The following is a 15,698-nucleotide window of genomic DNA, read 5'->3' as shown; positions in this document are numbered from 1 at the left end:
GTCTATTTCATATGCTTTTTAACTGTCGCAACAGCCGTGTCGTAAAGTTTCCGGCCATCGATACCTTTTGAAGAAACTTCCTCAATCCAGCGATCGACTACAGGGGCCATTTTACCTTCAAAAACAGTCCATTCGGCACCCGTTAGAACAACGTGCGTATTGCCGGATTTTGTTGCGACACCCAGACCGCCTTTTTCAGACGCATCCCATACATTGCCGACTTCTTTTTGCCATTCCGGACCAGAATTGTCCAAAATGATTTTTTGAATATCCGCTGGCAGATTGTCCCAAACTTTTTGGTTCATCGCGACCTGGAAAGTGGTTGTTCCAAACCGCTTACCACCCGGGCCTTCAATTTGATACTGAGTTTGCTCCTGAATTTTCAGTGGCGGAATGATCTCGAAAGGAATAAGGGCTCCGTCGATCACCTTTTTAGCCAGTGCTTGCGGAAGCTCCGGAACCGAAGTTTTGATCGGACTCGCACCCAGTGCTTCTAATACCCACGCTCCAGTCCGTGACGGAATGCGGATTTTTTTGCCTGCCAGATCCTCTGGCTTGCGAATTTCACTGTCCACCATGTGCATTGCGTTACCACCATGCACATGCAGCCAAATTGGTTTCAACCCCTTATATTCTTCTGCAAGAAATTCTTCATACATCTCGCCCATCGCAAGATTAGTAGCCGCAGAACTTCCCTGATGTACACCGGGCAGCTCAAAGACCTCTGTCCGTGGGAACAGTCCGCCTGCATAGCCATTAACAAACCAGGCCATATCAACAACCCCATCGCGCACCTGACGGGGCAATTGCGGAGGTTTTCCACCAAGCGACATGGACGGATAGATCTTGATCTCAACACGACCGTTCGTTGCCTTTTCAATGCGTTCCGCCCAGGGAACAATCATTTTCGAATGGGCCGGTGCTTTTGGGCCCAGAAAATGGTGTAATTTAAGCGTAATTTCTGCCGCCGATGCTGTGCCGCTTAGTATCAAGCCGGCTGCGGCGCTCAAGGCCAGTAAGCCTATTGATTTTCTCATTTTCATGTTTCCTCTCCCGTTAAATTTTTTGATCCCATGTGATCTACATTTTTAAGCAACTTGATCGATTGTTTAAGGCTGACAGCAGTTGCCATCACCATTTGCGGCAGGATAAGCCACTCCAGGGTCCATGATGCACCCGACCGCTCATTCTCGTGGACTGCCGAGACATGCATACCGCCCACTTGCGTTGCATTAAAGCGGGCCAGTGTTATCAGGATTTCGGCCAATACTGGATTCTTTTTGTGCGGCATGGCTGAGGAGCCCCCGGCCCCTTTGAGCTGTATCTCTTCCACTTCATTCTGGTTCATCAGAACGATGTCCTGCCCCACCTTTCCAACGGCTGTTGTAATCTGGGATAACCAGTTTGAATAGGAAATCAAAGAGGACCGATCAGTATGCCGGCACGCCGTCTCAAAAGAGAGGTCCAGTTCTTCAGCAAGGGCACGTCCAATCGCCGTGCCTTTATCGCCCAATTTATCCAATGTACCAACAGCACCACCAAATTGCAGCACCGCCACGTCTTGTGACATGGCATCTGCACTTTGTGTTAATTTAGTGAGCGGCTGTTGCCACCGATTAATCTTTTCCGCGGCACTGGTGGGGATTGCCTGTTGCATCCGCGTCCGCGCAATAAGCCCGTTTTGACCAAACTGGATTTTCAGCCGCTCAAGCTCTGCCAACACTTCTTCCATTTGACGCCGCAGGAGGGCCGTTGCGCGTTTAAGTCGTAACGCCAGACTGGTATCGATCACATCTTGACTGGTTGCGCCATAATGAAGATACGCCTGTATCTCCTTGCTAAGATTTTGCCGAATTTGGCGGATCAGACCGGGGACAACAACTCCATCGATTTCGGTTTGTTCGGCGAGGTCCTTCCAATTTGGCTGAAAACTGGAAAGGCCCTCCATAATTACGCTAACTGCGCTGTCAGGGATGATCCCAGCGCGCCCTTGAACACGGGCCAATGCCCCCTCAAAGGCCAACATACAGGCAACATCTTCTTCCGCAGAAAATAGAAGTGCCATCTCTGAATTTCCCAAAAGCTTGCCAAGGATTGGATGTTCAAAGATTGAAATCATCATATCACTCTGCTGTGCCTTCATGTGCGGCTTTTGTTCGCGCCTTTAGATCTCGCAAGGTTTGCAATTCAAGATCCGTTGGCGGTGGTGTTTGTTCCAACTGTTCAGAGAAGCGGACGGGCCATCCACAAGTTGCCTGAACCTGCTCTTTCTCAACACCGGGATGCAAGGACACAACAACAAACTCTTTTGTTTCCGGGTCAGGCCGCCAAACCGCCAGATCCGTAACCAGCAAAGTGGGGCCGCGTGTTGTAATACCCTGCTCTTGACGATCATTGCCCCCATTTCCATGACCAAACGATGTGTAAAAATCAACTTTATCGACCATACCACGCAGGGATTGCTTCATGGTGATGAAGATTTCGCCGCTGGAAGAGGCAATTTCCGGGGCCCCACCGCCGCCTGGAAGTCTGGTTTTTGGATGATTGTAGTCGCCAATAACGGTGGTGTTGATATTCCCGAATTTGTCCAATTGAGCAGCCCCGAGAAAACCAATGGTAATCCGACCGCCCTGTAGCCAGTATCGAAACATTTCCAGAACGGAAACGGTTGTCGTCGCGGTCTCACACAATTCGCCATCTCCGATGGACAACGGCAAGACATCCGGTGCAGTCCCGATGGTACCGCTCTCGTAAATAAGAGTAATATCAGGCGCATGCGTCAAACGCGCAACGTTACAGGCCGCTGAGGGTGCGCCAATTCCGACAAAACAAATATCATCATTCCCAAGCGCACGAGAGGCTGCAATGGTCATCATCTCATCTGAGGTAAATTTTTCAGTCATTTACCAGCCTCCACAAGCGAACTCACACGGCTCGCAAAAACCTCCGGGGTTTGGTTCAGAACATGTTGTTCCATCCAGTTTCTAAATCCTTCCCGATCGGCGGCGATATTATCCCAGTCAAGATAAGCTCCGTTGTCACGAATGTAATATCCATGCGCATAGGACGGATGCGCCCCTCCAGACACTTCGCAGATAGCCGAAACAGCCCACCCCGGAAGGATGCAGGCATTTGCATGGACATCATCAAAGTCATCAACAATTTCTTCAACCGTCACCACTGATTTTTTCGCCGCCAGCACGGCTTCTTTTTGAATACCCACAATGCCTTCGATCAAGACATCGCCTTTGCGGTTTGCTTTTTGCGCGTGAATGAAAGTTACATCCGGGCGAACTGAAGGGACAGCAGCGAGTTCTTCGCCGGTAAAGGGACAAATCACGCTTCGAATATTGCTATTCACCTCTTTCAAGCCCGCCCCTTTATATCCTCGAAAGACCCCACAAGGCAGGCCTGCAGCCCCTGCCTCATAAGCGTTGGCCATGGCGGCATGGGAATGCTCTTCAATCTCTACAGGATTGGGCCAGTTATTCTCAACGGCATCTCTCAAGCGCCTTAAAAGGCCAACGCCCGGATTTCCCGCATAGGAGAAAATCAGTTTTTTTGCCATTCCCATTCCGATCATCTGATCATAAACAATATCAGGGGTCATCCGTACGAGTGTCAGATCCCGATATCCTTGACGGATTGCTTCATGGGCGGCCGCATGCGGGATCAGATGCGTAAAGCCCTCGAAGGCAACCACATCACCATTTTTCAGATTGTCCGCTACAGCGTCTTTTAAGGATTGGATTATTGCCACGGGTCAAGAACCTTCAGATATCAAAAAATACAGTTTCATTTTCGCCCTGCAAATGAATATCAAACTGATACCCGTTGCCCGACTTCTTGCCGATCAAAGTCGGTACCCGGTGTTTATGCTCGATCCGTGTTAATATCGGATCGGCAGCATTTGCTGTTTCCTCATCCGGGAAATACATTCTTGTATGCAGGCCCAGATTAATTCCCCGGGCAACGACCCAAAAGGTAACGTGTGGGGCCATTGGTCGGCCATCCTTAAAAGGCACGCTGCCAGGTTTGATTGTGTTGAAAACAAACTCGCCGGTTTCCATATTCGACGGGCAACGCCCCCAACCCACAAAATTTGGATCAGCTGCGCCTCTTGTCTCAGAGGGGCTGTTGTACAATCCCTTTGCATCGGCCTGCCAGATTTCGATCAACGCATCTTTAATCGGAGTGCCAGTTCCATCAAAGACATATCCGTGTATGGTAATTCTTTGCCCTTCCGCGCTCTCGTTCACCATTTCGGAGCCAAGATCTTTTGGAAAAACACCAGAAAGACCACTGAAGTTCGGCGTGCACCCAATATGGACATAGGGACCGGCAGTTTGAGAAGGACTTTCTTTAAAATAAGTCAAAGGCTGCGTCATCTAATTGCCCTCTTTCCGGTTTTCAAACAAGGTCGAGCGACGACCCCGTAAAACAATATCAAACTTGTAAGCCAGACTATCCATCGGCAGGGTATTGGGCAAATCCAATGGTGCGATCAATTGGTTCACCGCGTCTTCATCCGGGATTGCCTGAACGATGGGGCACTTCCAAATCAAAGGATCCCCTTCAAAATACATCTGCGTAATCAAACGCTGGGCAAAACCATGACCGAAAACGGAAAAATGAATATGGGCGGGTCGCCAGTCGTTAACCCCATTGGGCCACGGATAGGGCCCTGGTTTGACCGTCCGAAATGAATAAAACCCGTTTTCGTCTGAAATCGTCCGGCCGCACCCTCCAAAATTGGGATCCAGCGGAGCTAAATAGGTTTCCTTTTTATGACGGTAACGGCCGCCCGCATTCGCCTGCCAGAATTCAAGTAAGGCGCCTTCCACCGGAACCCCCCGTTCATCCATTACACGGCCATGGACAATAATGCGTTCGCCGATAGGCAGATCACCATTTTGCGAATAATTGAGCAATAAATCATTATCAAGCTCACCAATAATATCATGCCCGAAAACCGGCCCCGTTATTTCGCTGATGGTTCCATCCAACGACAATAGTGCTTTTTGCGGCGATCTTAAAATGCTGGTCTTGTATGCAGGGGTCAGGCCGGGCGGTTGCCACGCTCTATCCCGTTGAAAAAAAGCACCGGTTTCCGGTTTTCTGTTAATCATTTCAGTTTCCCCCCGCCTGTGTTTCAGCGTCCATTTCGCGAAACACCTCTTTTATCACTTTAATGGCGCTATTTGCTGCTGGCACGCCTGCATATATGGCAACATGAAGCATTGCTTCACATATATCGTCACGGCTGGCCCCGGTATTCTTCGCTGCTCGCACATGCATGGCACATTCATCATAATGTCCAAGGGCGGCCAATAACGCAATTGTCACCATCGACCTTTCCCTTTTTGACCAGTGATCTCCTGCCCAGACGGTTCCCCAGGCGCCTTCCGTAATCAGTTCCTGAAACGGTTGATCAAACGGATCGGTGTTTGCTTCAGCCTTCGCCACATGGGCTTCTCCCAACACTGATTTTCGGACGCTTCGTCCCTGAACATACCGGGCTGAACTGCTATTTTTAGATCCCATTGTTTTTCTTTCAGGATAGTCTTCTAGTAAGGAATTCGGTCAGGAGGTCTGTGAAGGTCTCGGGCGCTTCTACGCACGGAATATGACCCGCATTTTCGATGAGTGCAAACTCACTCTCAGGAATGCCGTCCGCCAGTTCACGCACCAATGCTGCAGGGGTCGCCAGATCGTGATCCCCAACAACACAGAGGGTCGGCACCTTGATAAGAGCCCGCGCTTCGGAATAATCAGCGTCCCTTATCGCCGCGCAGGTCGCGCTGTAGCCCATCGGATCCTGCCGTTCAAACATAGCCCGGCAACCCGAATAAAGAGGGTTTGAGCTTTTGCGAAATTCCTTGGTAAACCAACGCTCCATCACAGCATCCGTCATGCTGGAAAGCCCTTCAGCCTCTACCTGCTTGATACGATCCTGCCACAGCTCTCTTGTACCAATTTTATGCCCGGTATCACACAAAATCAAAGCGTCCACCTGTTCAGGATCAGAAAAAGCCAGTCCTTGAGCAATCATCCCGCCAACGGACAAACCGCAGATAATCGCTTTTTCGATCCGAAGCCCCTGAAGCAATTCCTTCAGATCTTTCACATGTTCTTCCATGGGATAGGGTCTATGACAATGCGAGGATAAACCATGCATCCGCTTGTCATACCTGACAATAGAATACTCAGACTGAAGCGACCCCACCGGGGTATCCCAAATTCGATAGTCTGTGCCCAGCGAATTCACAAATACCAGAGTCCTTTTCGCGTTGGAACAAGGTAAGTATTCGTAATGCAATGCCCCGTTACTGGTTTCCATAAAGTCCATTGTCACCTCCTGCCAAGCATATGAAAACAGATTGATTTCGTGCGGTAAAATGATATTTTTAACAAAATACATATCTAAATGGTTATGCTTATGGAAAATCGCATTAAATTTCGTCACTTACAAACCTTCATTGAAGTAGCCCGGCAGAAAAGCGTTGGTAAGGCGGCCATCATCCTGAATATCAGTCAGCCGGCGGTCACCAAAACCATCCGAGAACTTGAAGAGATTTTGGGCGTAAAATTGTTTGAAAAAGAAGGCCGTGGTATTCGGCTTGGCCGGATAGGCGAAGTATTCTTGCGTCACGCCGGGGCCAGTGTCGCCTCGGTCCTCGAGGGAGTAGAGTCTGTCCAGCAAGCCGTAACCCGTTCTTCTCCGCCGGTTCGCATAGGAGCCCTGCCAACCGTTTCCGCCCGGATCATGCCCGATGCCATCCAATTATTTCTGAATGAAAAGGTCGCTGGGGATATCAAGATCGTAACAGGTGAAAATTCTGTTTTGCTGGAACAACTTCGAAAATCTGAGTTGGATCTGGTTGTTGGCAGGCTTGCTGCACCTGAGAAAATGTCCGGGTTATCTTTTGAGCATCTTTATAGTGAGCAAGTCATTTTTGCCGTGCGCGCCGGTCATCCATTGTTGTCGACAACCCAATTAAGGCTGGATGACCTCAAAAACTATACGATCCTGATGCCAACCAAGGCCTCTGTTATCAGACCATTTGTCGACCGGTTCCTGCTGGCCAACGGCATTCCCGAATTGCCGGTCCAGATCGAAACCGTCTCCGACTCCTTTGGACGTGCCTTTGTGCGTTCAACAGATGCCGTGTGGATCATATCAACAGGCGTTGTATCCAATGATCTAAGAGACAATAGAATGACAGTCCTGCCCATCGATACCCGCGAAACACGGGGTGCCGTTGGACTGACAACACGTGCTGACAGCGTACAAAATGCCTCATTGGCCATTCTTTCGCAAAGCATCCGTGCAGCCGCAGAACAACTAACCTGAGCATCTTCTAACGAAACTGTGAGCATGGCTTGAATTGCACGAAAGCGCCGGTAAGGTAATATTTAATAAAAGGAGCGCAAAAACCATGGTCAAGTCCCTCTATTCAATTTCCATACTTCTGGTTGGGTTGATTTTCTCGCCAATCGCAAGCTATGCCAGCGCGCTGGAAGTCGCAACATTTGCAGGCGGGTGCTTCTGGTGCGTCGAAAAAGATTTCGAGCATGTGAAAGGCGTTAAATCAGCCGTTTCCGGATATACAGGTGGCATGCTGCAAAACCCGAGTTACCGGGATCATGGCCAACATCTTGAGGCCGTAAAAATTACGTTTGATCCGAATATTGTAACCTACAGCCAGCTTCTTGAAACTTTTTGGCGGTCGGTCGATCCAACAGATGGCGGCGGACAATTCTGTGATCGCGGAAATACTTACACCACGGCTATATTCGCAAACACCGAAGAGCAACGCAAACTGGCGCAGGCGTCAAAAGACGCGTTAAGTCAGTCAGGTATATTAAAGGCGCCGATTGTTACCCCTGTTCGAAATGCCACCCACTGGACTGATGCAGAAGACTATCATCAGGACTACTACAAGAAAAATCCTGTCCGCTATTTTCTCTATCGTCAGGGATGTGGACGAGATGACCGTATCTCTGAACTTTGGGGCGAACAAGCCCATCAGGGAATTGATAAATAAACCGCGTGTCCTTTGCGGCCCATTGTCGCGGGCGCCGTATTTTTATTTAAAAGACCTCACAGTTCCTTCAAAATGAAGGAATATTGTGAAAGGCCTTTCAATGACTATTCAGGAACGCTCTCATCCTTCTTCTCTTCTTTTTGAAGGCGGCTTCCGTATATTTTTCCTATCTGCTGCACTTTATGCCGCGCTGAGCATGTTACTGTGGATTTGCGATTTAACCGGTTATTCGGAAATTTTAGGGTTATTTTCAGTTTTACCCGGCTCACTATGGCATGCGCACGAGTTAATCTTTGGTGTGATCATGGCGGTCGTTGCCGGTTTTCTTACAACAGCGGTCCCTGTCTGGACAGGTGCTGAGCGCATCCGGGGCAATGAGCTAAAAATCCTGTTTGGTCTCTGGTTGCTTGGCCGTTTGGCTGTATTTACGTCCGAACTGTTACCGCTCCCTGTTGTTGTCCTTATTGATTTAAGTTTTATCCCATATCTCGCCTTTCTCATCGGAAGGCAGATTATCCAGAAACGACTTTGGCGTAATTTGGGTTTTATTCCAATGCTGTTTTTCATTCTGTCTGGAAACGTCTTGATCTGGGGCGAAATGCTGGCGATCTCCAATCTATATGCCAATACCGGCATTCAGCTTTCTATTGGATTTCTGGTTTTAATGACGGTCCTGATTGGCGGCCGGGTTCTTCCGGTTTTCACAAGTAACTGGTTACGGCGTGCAAACAAAAATAATGAATTGGCGAATTCAGTCTGGCTCAAGCGCCTGACAATCGTCACAACGCTGCTTGCCGTATTTTCCGGCCCATTGGACGCCCCTCAACTTTTCCAGGCTCTTGCGTCGCTCTTTGCTGCGATATTCATCATTGCCAGACTTCTGCAATGGAAAGGCTGGCAGACGCTCTCGGATCCTTTGATGTGGATACTCCACCTTGGATACCTCTTTCTGGGTCTTGGATTTCTGGCTGAAGCATCCACCCATGTCTTTGTCGATTTTCCGGCAATTCTCGCCAATCATGTCCTGACCATAGGCGGGTTAGGCACTATGATTCTAGGCATGATGTCCCGAATTGCCCTTGGCCATACGGGACGTCCCCTAAAGATTGCATCCGGCGTCGCCCTATCTTTCTGGTTATTAATCGCAAGTCTTATTGCGCGCATCTTACCGCCTCTAGCATTCCCTGACTTTGAAGAGGTTGGCCTTGCCTTTGCAGGAATAGCCTGGATTTGCGCCTGGATACTTTATCTCATTTATTATGTACCGGTGCTAACCAAAGCCAGAGCCGACGGAAAAGAAGGTTAAGGGCTTAGCCCTGTCAGTTGCCTGCACGCCTGTTCTGTTTCAATATTGGCAGGAAACATGCTTTCGATCATAATTTCTTCTGCCGTAACATCCTGAGGCGTTCCGAAACTTGTGATCGTGGTAATCCATGACAGGGTTACCTCACCCAGTACAAACTCTAACGGTAATACAGGCGACGCATCGAGCGTCGGGTCATCCATTCGCCATTCCGTTGGAATATCAGGATAGGAAAGCACTTCTTCAAGCAATTGCGCTAGCGGATCATCCTCTGACGGGCCTCGAAGTTGCCGATGCGCCCGATGAATTAAATGCCCTGCTGCACGCTTCCAATCTTTGATAAGGGGCCGCAACCCGTTAGGATGTAACGCGAGCCTTAAGGCGTTCGGCACCTCCTGCTGCGCATCCATGGGAATACCAACCGCCCCCATGATTGTTTGAGCGGCCTTATTGACCATCAGAATATCAAAGCGACGATTAAGAACGGTCGCTGGATAGGGTTCATGATTTTCCAGCATTTTTTCGAGAACCGTCCGGATCGGGTCCAACGCCTCATCATCCAGGGGACTTTCTTTAAAGGCTGGGCTAAATCCCGCAGCATGTAACAGTCTATTGCGCTCCCGTAGCGGCAACTCCATCACATCACATAAATGCAAAACCATTTCCCGGCTTGGTTTTGATCTTCCCGTTTCGATAAAACTGATATGACGGGCAGAACTTTCTGCGGCAAGGGCCAGATCAAGCTGGCTTAATCCGTGCACCCGTCGCCAACGACGCAACAATATCCCGAATTCTGAAATATTTTGTGTGTCTAATAAATCTGGCATGAGCAATCCCCTTGTCCTGGTCCGCAGACAATCATATCGGCACCTCGTCCACAATGATATTACCTCTCGGGTAATTGAGACGATGACCTCCACCGTGCAGAATAGACCAACATTCAAATTGAAGTGGAACAGAAAAATGAGCTATTCCGTGAACCCAATTTTAAAAAACACATTGCTGTTAAACGCAGCATTTTCTCTTGTCAGCGCCCTGATATGCCTGATATTCAACGATTTTTTTACGGATCTGTTGGGCCTCAATAAGGGCCTTTATCTCTATATTCTTGGCGCTGGATTGATTGTATTTGCCATAGACGTTGCCTATACCGCGACCCGCGACGCCATGAACCTGTTCTTTGTGAAAATTATAATTGGCGCTGATTTTCTGTGGGTTGCTGCCAGTTTTGGATTAACCCTTCTTGCGCCGCACTGGTTCAGTGTGATCGGTGTTCTTTTAATCGAATTAATCGCTTTGTCCGTGCTGATCTTCGCGATCCTGCAGATCATTGGTTTGATGCAAACCCTGAAGGCAGATCAGGTGGAAGTATAGGTCTGGTGCATACCTGTTAATGATCGCCCCGTGCCAAATCTGCGGCCTGTGAAATAACATTAGCGTCCCCAATATGATTGGCCAGAATGAGGATCAGTTTCGCGTTCACAAGCGCACTCTCTTCCTCATTCAGGTTTTCATGCATTTTTATGATTGTTTCATAAATTTCGTCATGAGAGGCCGTATTAATCTCTTTAATTAAACTCATCCTGTTTGTGCCTTTCTCCCGCTTGCGCATGCCAAAGCCCGCGTCAAAGCCACCGGATCAAATTGTGTCCAGCGGGCGGCCACATGCTGATCCGGTCGAACCAGATAGACGCAACCTTCATCGGCCCCGTATCGCGCATAGGCCAAACCAGTATGATCCGTTAGACCCGCAGGTGCCCCCTCGCCCCCCTTAGTGACTTGAATGACGTGCCCCTGTCCATGCAGACAGCTTTCAATTGCGGATTTAACCTCTTGCTTCGATCCAAAATAGAGGACGTTAAAGGCCTCTGTTGCTTGATTAAGCAACCAATTATTCCCGTTTACCGGTGCATCAATCAACGGAGCGCCGGGCTCTGGTCCTGTTTGAAATTCTTCATCGGTCCCCTCGCTATTTAAGGAAGAGCCAGCATAAGGAACCGCAACCGACAACCGGCCAGAATTCACAAAGGGGCGAATGAAGGAATGTTCTCTGGCCAGATCTAACACCGCATCCCGAAACACCCTCGCCATTTCAGATTTTGGCGTAATAAAATCTGTAGAACGGGTAGAGTTCAGAATATTGACGTCCGCAACATGCGTCGCTTCGTCATTGTAGCTCTGTAACAAGGCTTCTGGTGCCTCACCGTCCAGCACAGCATCCAGTTTCCAGCCCAGGTTATCAATATCCTGCATTCCGCCATTACACCCACGCGCCCCAAAGGGTGACACAACATGCGCGGAATCACCTGCAAAAATCACGCGCCCATGGACAAACTTTTCCATGCGTCGGCATTGAAAGGTATATAGGGATATCCATTCGAAATCATAATCGACATCCGGCCCCAGCAATCCCGAAACAAAAGGCTCAACATTTTCTGGTTTTATGGCTTCCTGTCGATCGATGTCCCAACCCAACTGAAAATCCAGCCGCCAAACGTCATCCGGCTGCTTGTGAACCAAACTTGACCAGCCGGGATAGGGCGGATCAAAACGGAACCACCGTTCCGTTGGCCATTCTTCCTTGAATTTTACGTCGGCAATCAGAAAATTGTCTTCGAAGACCCGTCCTTCAAAATCCAGCCCCAGCATAGTCCGCACAGGCGATTTATTACCGTCGCAGGCCAGTACATAATCAGCTCTTACTGAATACGACCCTTCTGGCGTTTCAACCGTAACATCCGCCCCACGCTGATCAGCTGAAATGGCCACCACTTCGTGGCGCCACCGGATTTGAATATTATCGTAGGTTGAAATCTCATCCAACAAATATTCCTCGACGTAATATTGCTGAATATTTATAAAAGCAGGATATTTTTGATCCTTTATCGGTAACAGATCAAATTCATAAACAGGGTCGTCTTCCGCTTTCCAGAAAACCTTACCCTTATCCCAGACCACTCCTTTTTCAACGAGCCGGTCTCCTATCCCCAATCGATCAAAGATCTCAAGACTTCTCTTGGAAAAACAGATCGCCTTCGAGCCGCGGGGAATGAAGGGCAGCGCGTTCACCACAACAACCCGTCGTCCCCGCCGTCCTAAATCAAGTGCCAACGACAAACCGACTGGCCCACCGCCAACGATCAGCGTTTCCAGATGCTCTGTTCCAGAAGATGCTAAATCTGGTAGGGATGAAGGAGGATATTCTTTCCATACTGGAATACCGTCTATGTTCATCATGGCACTTACCCCACTCTGAATTAGTCCTGTAACTGGGCCCAAACTTCCCGATCCCGCTCATCTGTCCAGATACGGGGCCAGTCAATCCCATCATATTCATCCCAAAGGCGCTGAACATTAAAGGGCAAGCAGTGCTCAAAAATCGGCCATGCCCCGAATTTAGGCGCGAGGGCTTCATGGGTGGCAAGAAATGCTTCCTTCAGCGTGCCGCCACGTTTGTGAACCGCTTCTGTGTGTTTCCGCATTCCCAAAAGGAAGGACCGGGTTTGTTCGATGGCAGCGTCAACAGCGTCCCGTCCGGTGGCAACCGCGCCGCGCCCACCAATCAATTGTTCTGCACCATAGGATTTTACTTTATCAAGCGTGTCCGTTGACCAATCCATATGAAAGGCGTCGCCCGTATACAAAGCAGCCTGAGCCTCAACCAGGTCCCCGGCATACAGGATCTTCTGTTTCGGTAACCAGGCTACGATATCGCCTGCGGTATGCCCGCGGCCACAATATTCCAAAACGAGTTCGCCGCGATCTCCCCCCAGATCAATGCTCATAGTATCGGAAAATGTTTTTGTTGGATGCGTTAAACCCGGGATGCCTTCCGGCTCTTTAAACAATCGCGGCATCCGACCATATTCAGAATCCCAATCCTGCTTGCCCCGTTCATTGATCAATTTTTCCGTGACATCATGTGTAATAATTTCTTCTGCATCAAATGCTGACGCCCCAAGAACCCGGACAGCATGGTAATGGGTCAGCACAAGGTATTTAACCGGTTTATCTGTGTGTTTACGAAGTTCTGTTAACCAGTCACGGGCCGCCGCTGGTGTTGCTCTTGCTTCAATAGCAACGATAAAATCTTCCCCTTCGACAGCACCAACATTGGGATCCCCTTCTGCGGTCAGGGCATAAACCCCTTCTGACAGGATTTCCAGGGTTTCTTTTTTTTCCGACAGATCCGCCGATGATGCGAAGGGTTTAACCATGATATTGGTCCTTTGATTGGTCACACATTGTTCATTTCAAGCCTGAACGCGATATCACCATAAGGCTGCCCAGCTGAGCCGCCATTTGTCATTTTCACGTTTGGCTTATTGTTTAAGGAACGATACCTGTGCTAAGTTGCTATGTAAACTTAAAAAATGAGTCAGGGTGCTCCATTATGCAGGACGCGATAAAACCATTTCATATTTCAAATGGGCAAAAAGTACTTGAGCTTGATAACTACCTGACATTCTTTTTTGTCGTGATCGCAAATCGACTCTCAAGAGGCGCGTCTGCGCACTACAGAAAAAAATATGGGATTGGCGTGGTGGAGTGGCGGTGCTTGGTGTCCCTCGCGATGGAGCAAAGTACAACGGCAGCGCAAATCAGCAAAACAAGCAGCATGAATAAGTCGCTGGTGAGTCGTTCACTAAGCAAACTGGAGGCTCTGGAGTGCGTGGAGGACTGCGACAGCTCCCTGAAAAAAAAGCCGCGCCTTCTTAAACTGACCTCTAAGGGCGTCGCCCTTTACGAAAAAATGGTGGAAGACACCCTGTTACGAGAAACAGAATTGCGTAAAGGGCTTGGGGAAAACGAAATTTCCGAGTTACTGAGGATGCTGCGCACGCTGGCAAGAAACGCTGGTGATCTGGATCAAATCAACCCCGATAGCCCTTATTAGTCGCTTTCAGTATCAACTACCTTTCCGGCATTAATGTGTCCGCCCATCAATTTTGCCAGACGCTTCATTAACTTTATCTCTTCAACTGATCGGGATCGATCCAAAAAGGCCTTTTTCTCTAATCCGATCCCATGCTCGGCCGAAAGACTACTATTCTTAAACTGCGCGGCAAGCGAATAAACAAGGTCATCAACCCTGAGGGTATCGTGCAGGGCTTCCTTATCACCTGCCAACATCACGTGAAGATTACCGTCCCCCATATGGCCAAAAAAGAAAAGGTGACAGTCCGGATATTTTATTGCCATCACATCCTGCAGCGCCAATGCAAAGCCGTTCATGTCAGAAAGCTCAAAACCAATGTCATAAGATCGGTTCGTCGGAAAACCAAACTGTACCGCATCGCTATCCTCTCGCGCCCGCCAAATGGATTGCCGTTCCGATTCAGATTTAGCCAATACCGCGTCGAGCAACAGTTCCTCTTCGAACATCTTTTCAAGAAAGACGTCCAGTCGATGAGGAACATCCTTCTGCCAGCGGCCGGTTTCGAGGACAGCATATATCGGATATCCTTCGGGCAAAGGTTTGCTACCAAAACCAGGCTGACTGGTCGTAAGCGTGTAATATTCCGGCCACATTGCTTCGAATGACAAAAGGTCCGATCCAAGAAATTGCCGCGCTTCTGACAGTATTTTGACGAGGGTTTCAAAACTCTGTGCTGCAATCAGCGAGGTTTCTTCGTCGATCGGTTTTGGGTGCAGCTTTAGCGCCACCTGACTGACAAAACCCAACCGCCCTTCTGTTCCAATAAACAACTGCTTTAAATCAAAGCCTGCGTTGTTTTTCATCAATGTATTCACTGATGATAGAACGGTTCCATCTGAAAGCACCGCTTCCAGTCCAAGAATATTCTCGCGCATCATACCGTACCGTAAAACCCTGACGCCGCCGGCATTAGTCGACACCATTCCCCCCAATGTGGCGCTCCCTCTGGACGGAATATCAACTCCCGGCATCATTCCGACTTCCGTTGCTTTGTTCAATGCGGTTTCCAACGTCACGCCTGCCTCTGCAATCAGGATGTTCTGCTCTTTGTCGACCCTAATCACGTTGTTCAATCGTTCAAAACTAACAACAAGATCCCCTTGCTGACTGCTTGTCCCGTCCACCAAACCGGTTAAACCTCCATGGGGAACCATGTTGATCTGTTTGTTATGAGCAAGCGCACAAATCCGGGAAAGCTCGTTTGTTGTAGCAGGTCGGACCAAAAGCCCGGCACCATAGGCGTCGTGACAGTAATCGCTGGACCGTTCAGTAACAGCGTTTCCTGTCAACACATGGTTTTCGCCGACAATTTCTTTCAGCTTTTGCAGCAAATCAAACACATCAGACCTCTCTTCATTTGGGGCGAATTCTAAACCACCAAAAGACGGGCGCAAGTGATGAAATTAAA

At 49.0% G+C, this 15,698-nt stretch carries 18 protein-coding genes; 5 read left to right on the top strand and 13 right to left on the bottom strand.

All coding sequences use genetic code 11. The features are described 5' to 3' along the window. Positions 1-2 precede the first annotated feature (2 nt). The 8 genes from OIR97_RS06390 to pcaD are packed head-to-tail and all read right to left on the bottom strand — an operon-like array spanning position 3 to position 6,349. A complete protein-coding gene (locus tag OIR97_RS06390; RefSeq protein ID WP_219821678.1) occupies positions 3-1,037 on the bottom strand; it encodes a TRAP transporter substrate-binding protein in 1,035 nt (344 codons plus the stop codon). 2 nt (positions 1,038-1,039) lie between these two features. Then, positions 1,040-2,122 (bottom strand): 3-carboxy-cis,cis-muconate cycloisomerase, encoded by a 1,083-nt coding sequence (locus OIR97_RS06385; RefSeq protein WP_169544747.1) that lies wholly within the window; start codon positions 2,120-2,122, stop codon positions 1,040-1,042. Between the two features lies 1 nt (position 2,123). Further along, entirely contained in the window at positions 2,124-2,903 is a 780-nt protein-coding gene (locus OIR97_RS06380) for a CoA-transferase subunit beta (RefSeq protein ID WP_169544746.1), read from the bottom strand. Further along, positions 2,900-3,760, bottom strand: a complete 861-nt coding sequence (locus tag OIR97_RS06375; RefSeq protein ID WP_169544745.1) for a CoA transferase subunit A — start codon at positions 3,758-3,760, stop codon at positions 2,900-2,902. Before OIR97_RS06375 ends, OIR97_RS06380 begins: the two co-directional genes overlap by 4 nt. Before the next feature lie 13 nt (positions 3,761-3,773). Then, on the bottom strand, positions 3,774-4,388 hold the full coding sequence (gene pcaG, locus OIR97_RS06370) for a protocatechuate 3,4-dioxygenase subunit alpha (RefSeq protein WP_169544744.1): 615 nt from the start codon (positions 4,386-4,388) through the stop codon (positions 3,774-3,776). Beyond that, the gene (gene pcaH, locus OIR97_RS06365) at positions 4,389-5,129 is read right to left on the bottom strand and encodes a protocatechuate 3,4-dioxygenase subunit beta (RefSeq protein WP_169544743.1); all 741 of its coding nucleotides are present in this window, start codon (positions 5,127-5,129) and stop codon (positions 4,389-4,391) included. Between the two features lies 1 nt (position 5,130). After that, on the bottom strand, positions 5,131-5,544 hold the full coding sequence (pcaC, locus tag OIR97_RS06360; RefSeq protein WP_169544742.1) for a 4-carboxymuconolactone decarboxylase: 414 nt from the start codon (positions 5,542-5,544) through the stop codon (positions 5,131-5,133). 10 nt (positions 5,545-5,554) lie between these two features. Continuing rightward, positions 5,555-6,349, bottom strand: coding sequence for a 3-oxoadipate enol-lactonase (gene pcaD / locus OIR97_RS06355; RefSeq protein ID WP_169544741.1), 795 nt, complete (start codon positions 6,347-6,349; stop codon positions 5,555-5,557). Between the two features lie 84 nt (positions 6,350-6,433). Between pcaD and pcaQ the strand changes: the two genes are divergently transcribed. The 3 genes from pcaQ to OIR97_RS06340 all read left to right on the top strand — a co-directional run bounded on the left by pcaQ (position 6,434) and on the right by OIR97_RS06340 (position 9,354). Beyond that, positions 6,434-7,354 carry a pca operon transcription factor PcaQ gene (gene pcaQ / locus OIR97_RS06350; RefSeq protein WP_343052838.1) on the top strand — a complete coding sequence of 307 codons (921 nt, stop codon included), beginning with the start codon at positions 6,434-6,436 and terminating at the stop codon, positions 7,352-7,354. Positions 7,355-7,439: 85 nt separating this feature from the next. Next, complete coding sequence (msrA, locus tag OIR97_RS06345) at positions 7,440-8,048, top strand: peptide-methionine (S)-S-oxide reductase MsrA (protein WP_169544739.1); 609 nt, start codon at positions 7,440-7,442, stop codon at positions 8,046-8,048. A 100-nt stretch (positions 8,049-8,148) separates the two neighbouring features. Then, positions 8,149-9,354 (top strand): NnrS family protein, encoded by a 1,206-nt coding sequence (locus OIR97_RS06340; protein ID WP_169544738.1) that lies wholly within the window; start codon positions 8,149-8,151, stop codon positions 9,352-9,354. Here OIR97_RS06340 and OIR97_RS06335 read toward each other — a convergent pair. Continuing rightward, positions 9,351-10,178: a helix-turn-helix domain-containing protein gene (locus OIR97_RS06335; protein ID WP_169544737.1), complete on the bottom strand. Its 828-nt coding sequence runs from the start codon at positions 10,176-10,178 to the stop codon at positions 9,351-9,353. The genes OIR97_RS06340 and OIR97_RS06335 overlap by 4 nt on opposite strands. A 136-nt stretch (positions 10,179-10,314) precedes the next feature. On the opposite strand from OIR97_RS06335, the gene OIR97_RS06330 reads away from it, so the two are divergent. Beyond that, positions 10,315-10,725 (top strand): hypothetical protein, encoded by a 411-nt coding sequence (locus OIR97_RS06330; RefSeq protein ID WP_169544736.1) that lies wholly within the window; start codon positions 10,315-10,317, stop codon positions 10,723-10,725. Positions 10,726-10,741: 16 nt separating this feature from the next. On the opposite strand, the gene OIR97_RS06325 is transcribed toward OIR97_RS06330, so the two are convergent. From OIR97_RS06325 to OIR97_RS06315, 3 genes are read right to left on the bottom strand one after another with little or no spacing between them, the layout of a single operon-like run. Continuing rightward, entirely contained in the window at positions 10,742-10,933 is a 192-nt protein-coding gene (locus OIR97_RS06325) for a DUF2783 domain-containing protein (RefSeq protein ID WP_169544735.1), read from the bottom strand. After that, the gene (locus OIR97_RS06320; RefSeq protein ID WP_169544734.1) at positions 10,930-12,588 is read right to left on the bottom strand and encodes an FAD-dependent oxidoreductase; all 1,659 of its coding nucleotides are present in this window, start codon (positions 12,586-12,588) and stop codon (positions 10,930-10,932) included. Before OIR97_RS06320 ends, OIR97_RS06325 begins: the two co-directional genes overlap by 4 nt. A 20-nt stretch (positions 12,589-12,608) precedes the next feature. Then, a complete protein-coding gene (locus OIR97_RS06315; RefSeq protein ID WP_169545818.1) occupies positions 12,609-13,571 on the bottom strand; it encodes an MBL fold metallo-hydrolase in 963 nt (320 codons plus the stop codon). Positions 13,572-13,744: 173 nt separating this feature from the next. On the opposite strand from OIR97_RS06315, the gene OIR97_RS06310 reads away from it, so the two are divergent. Beyond that, positions 13,745-14,248 (top strand): MarR family winged helix-turn-helix transcriptional regulator, encoded by a 504-nt coding sequence (locus OIR97_RS06310; RefSeq protein WP_169544733.1) that lies wholly within the window; start codon positions 13,745-13,747, stop codon positions 14,246-14,248. Here the strand turns inward: OIR97_RS06310 and OIR97_RS06305 are convergent. Beyond that, positions 14,245-15,630: an FAD-binding oxidoreductase gene (locus tag OIR97_RS06305; RefSeq protein WP_169544732.1), complete on the bottom strand. Its 1,386-nt coding sequence runs from the start codon at positions 15,628-15,630 to the stop codon at positions 14,245-14,247. The genes OIR97_RS06310 and OIR97_RS06305 overlap by 4 nt on opposite strands. Between the last annotated feature and the right edge of the window lie 68 nt (positions 15,631-15,698).

The organism is Sneathiella aquimaris, from assembly GCF_026409565.1.
GTDB classification, from domain to species: domain Bacteria; phylum Pseudomonadota; class Alphaproteobacteria; order Sneathiellales; family Sneathiellaceae; genus Sneathiella; species Sneathiella aquimaris.
Note: the sequence above shows the minus strand (reverse complement) of the source record. Positions and strands in the feature narration are given on the sequence as shown.

What these genes read in the sequence shown, in the direction of transcription:
- OIR97_RS06390 (WP_219821678.1), bottom strand. Translation starts at nt 1,037, where the DNA reads ATGAGAAAATCAATAGGCTTACTGGCCTTGAGCGCCGCAGCCGGCTTG.
- OIR97_RS06385 (WP_169544747.1), bottom strand. Translation starts at nt 2,122, where the DNA reads ATGATGATTTCAATCTTTGAACATCCAATCCTTGGCAAGCTTTTGGGA.
- OIR97_RS06380 (WP_169544746.1), bottom strand. Translation starts at nt 2,903, where the DNA reads ATGACTGAAAAATTTACCTCAGATGAGATGATGACCATTGCAGCCTCT.
- pcaG (WP_169544744.1), bottom strand. Translation starts at nt 4,388, where the DNA reads ATGACGCAGCCTTTGACTTATTTTAAAGAAAGTCCTTCTCAAACTGCC.
- pcaH (WP_169544743.1), bottom strand. Translation starts at nt 5,129, where the DNA reads ATGATTAACAGAAAACCGGAAACCGGTGCTTTTTTTCAACGGGATAGA.
- pcaC (WP_169544742.1), bottom strand. Translation starts at nt 5,544, where the DNA reads ATGGGATCTAAAAATAGCAGTTCAGCCCGGTATGTTCAGGGACGAAGC.
- pcaD (WP_169544741.1), bottom strand. Translation starts at nt 6,349, where the DNA reads ATGGACTTTATGGAAACCAGTAACGGGGCATTGCATTACGAATACTTA.
- pcaQ (WP_343052838.1), top strand. Translation starts at nt 6,434, where the DNA reads ATGCTTATGGAAAATCGCATTAAATTTCGTCACTTACAAACCTTCATT.
- msrA (WP_169544739.1), top strand. Translation starts at nt 7,440, where the DNA reads ATGGTCAAGTCCCTCTATTCAATTTCCATACTTCTGGTTGGGTTGATT.
- OIR97_RS06340 (WP_169544738.1), top strand. Translation starts at nt 8,149, where the DNA reads ATGACTATTCAGGAACGCTCTCATCCTTCTTCTCTTCTTTTTGAAGGC.
- OIR97_RS06335 (WP_169544737.1), bottom strand. Translation starts at nt 10,178, where the DNA reads ATGCCAGATTTATTAGACACACAAAATATTTCAGAATTCGGGATATTG.
- OIR97_RS06330 (WP_169544736.1), top strand. Translation starts at nt 10,315, where the DNA reads ATGAGCTATTCCGTGAACCCAATTTTAAAAAACACATTGCTGTTAAAC.
- OIR97_RS06325 (WP_169544735.1), bottom strand. Translation starts at nt 10,933, where the DNA reads ATGAGTTTAATTAAAGAGATTAATACGGCCTCTCATGACGAAATTTAT.
- OIR97_RS06320 (WP_169544734.1), bottom strand. Translation starts at nt 12,588, where the DNA reads ATGATGAACATAGACGGTATTCCAGTATGGAAAGAATATCCTCCTTCA.
- OIR97_RS06310 (WP_169544733.1), top strand. Translation starts at nt 13,745, where the DNA reads ATGCAGGACGCGATAAAACCATTTCATATTTCAAATGGGCAAAAAGTA.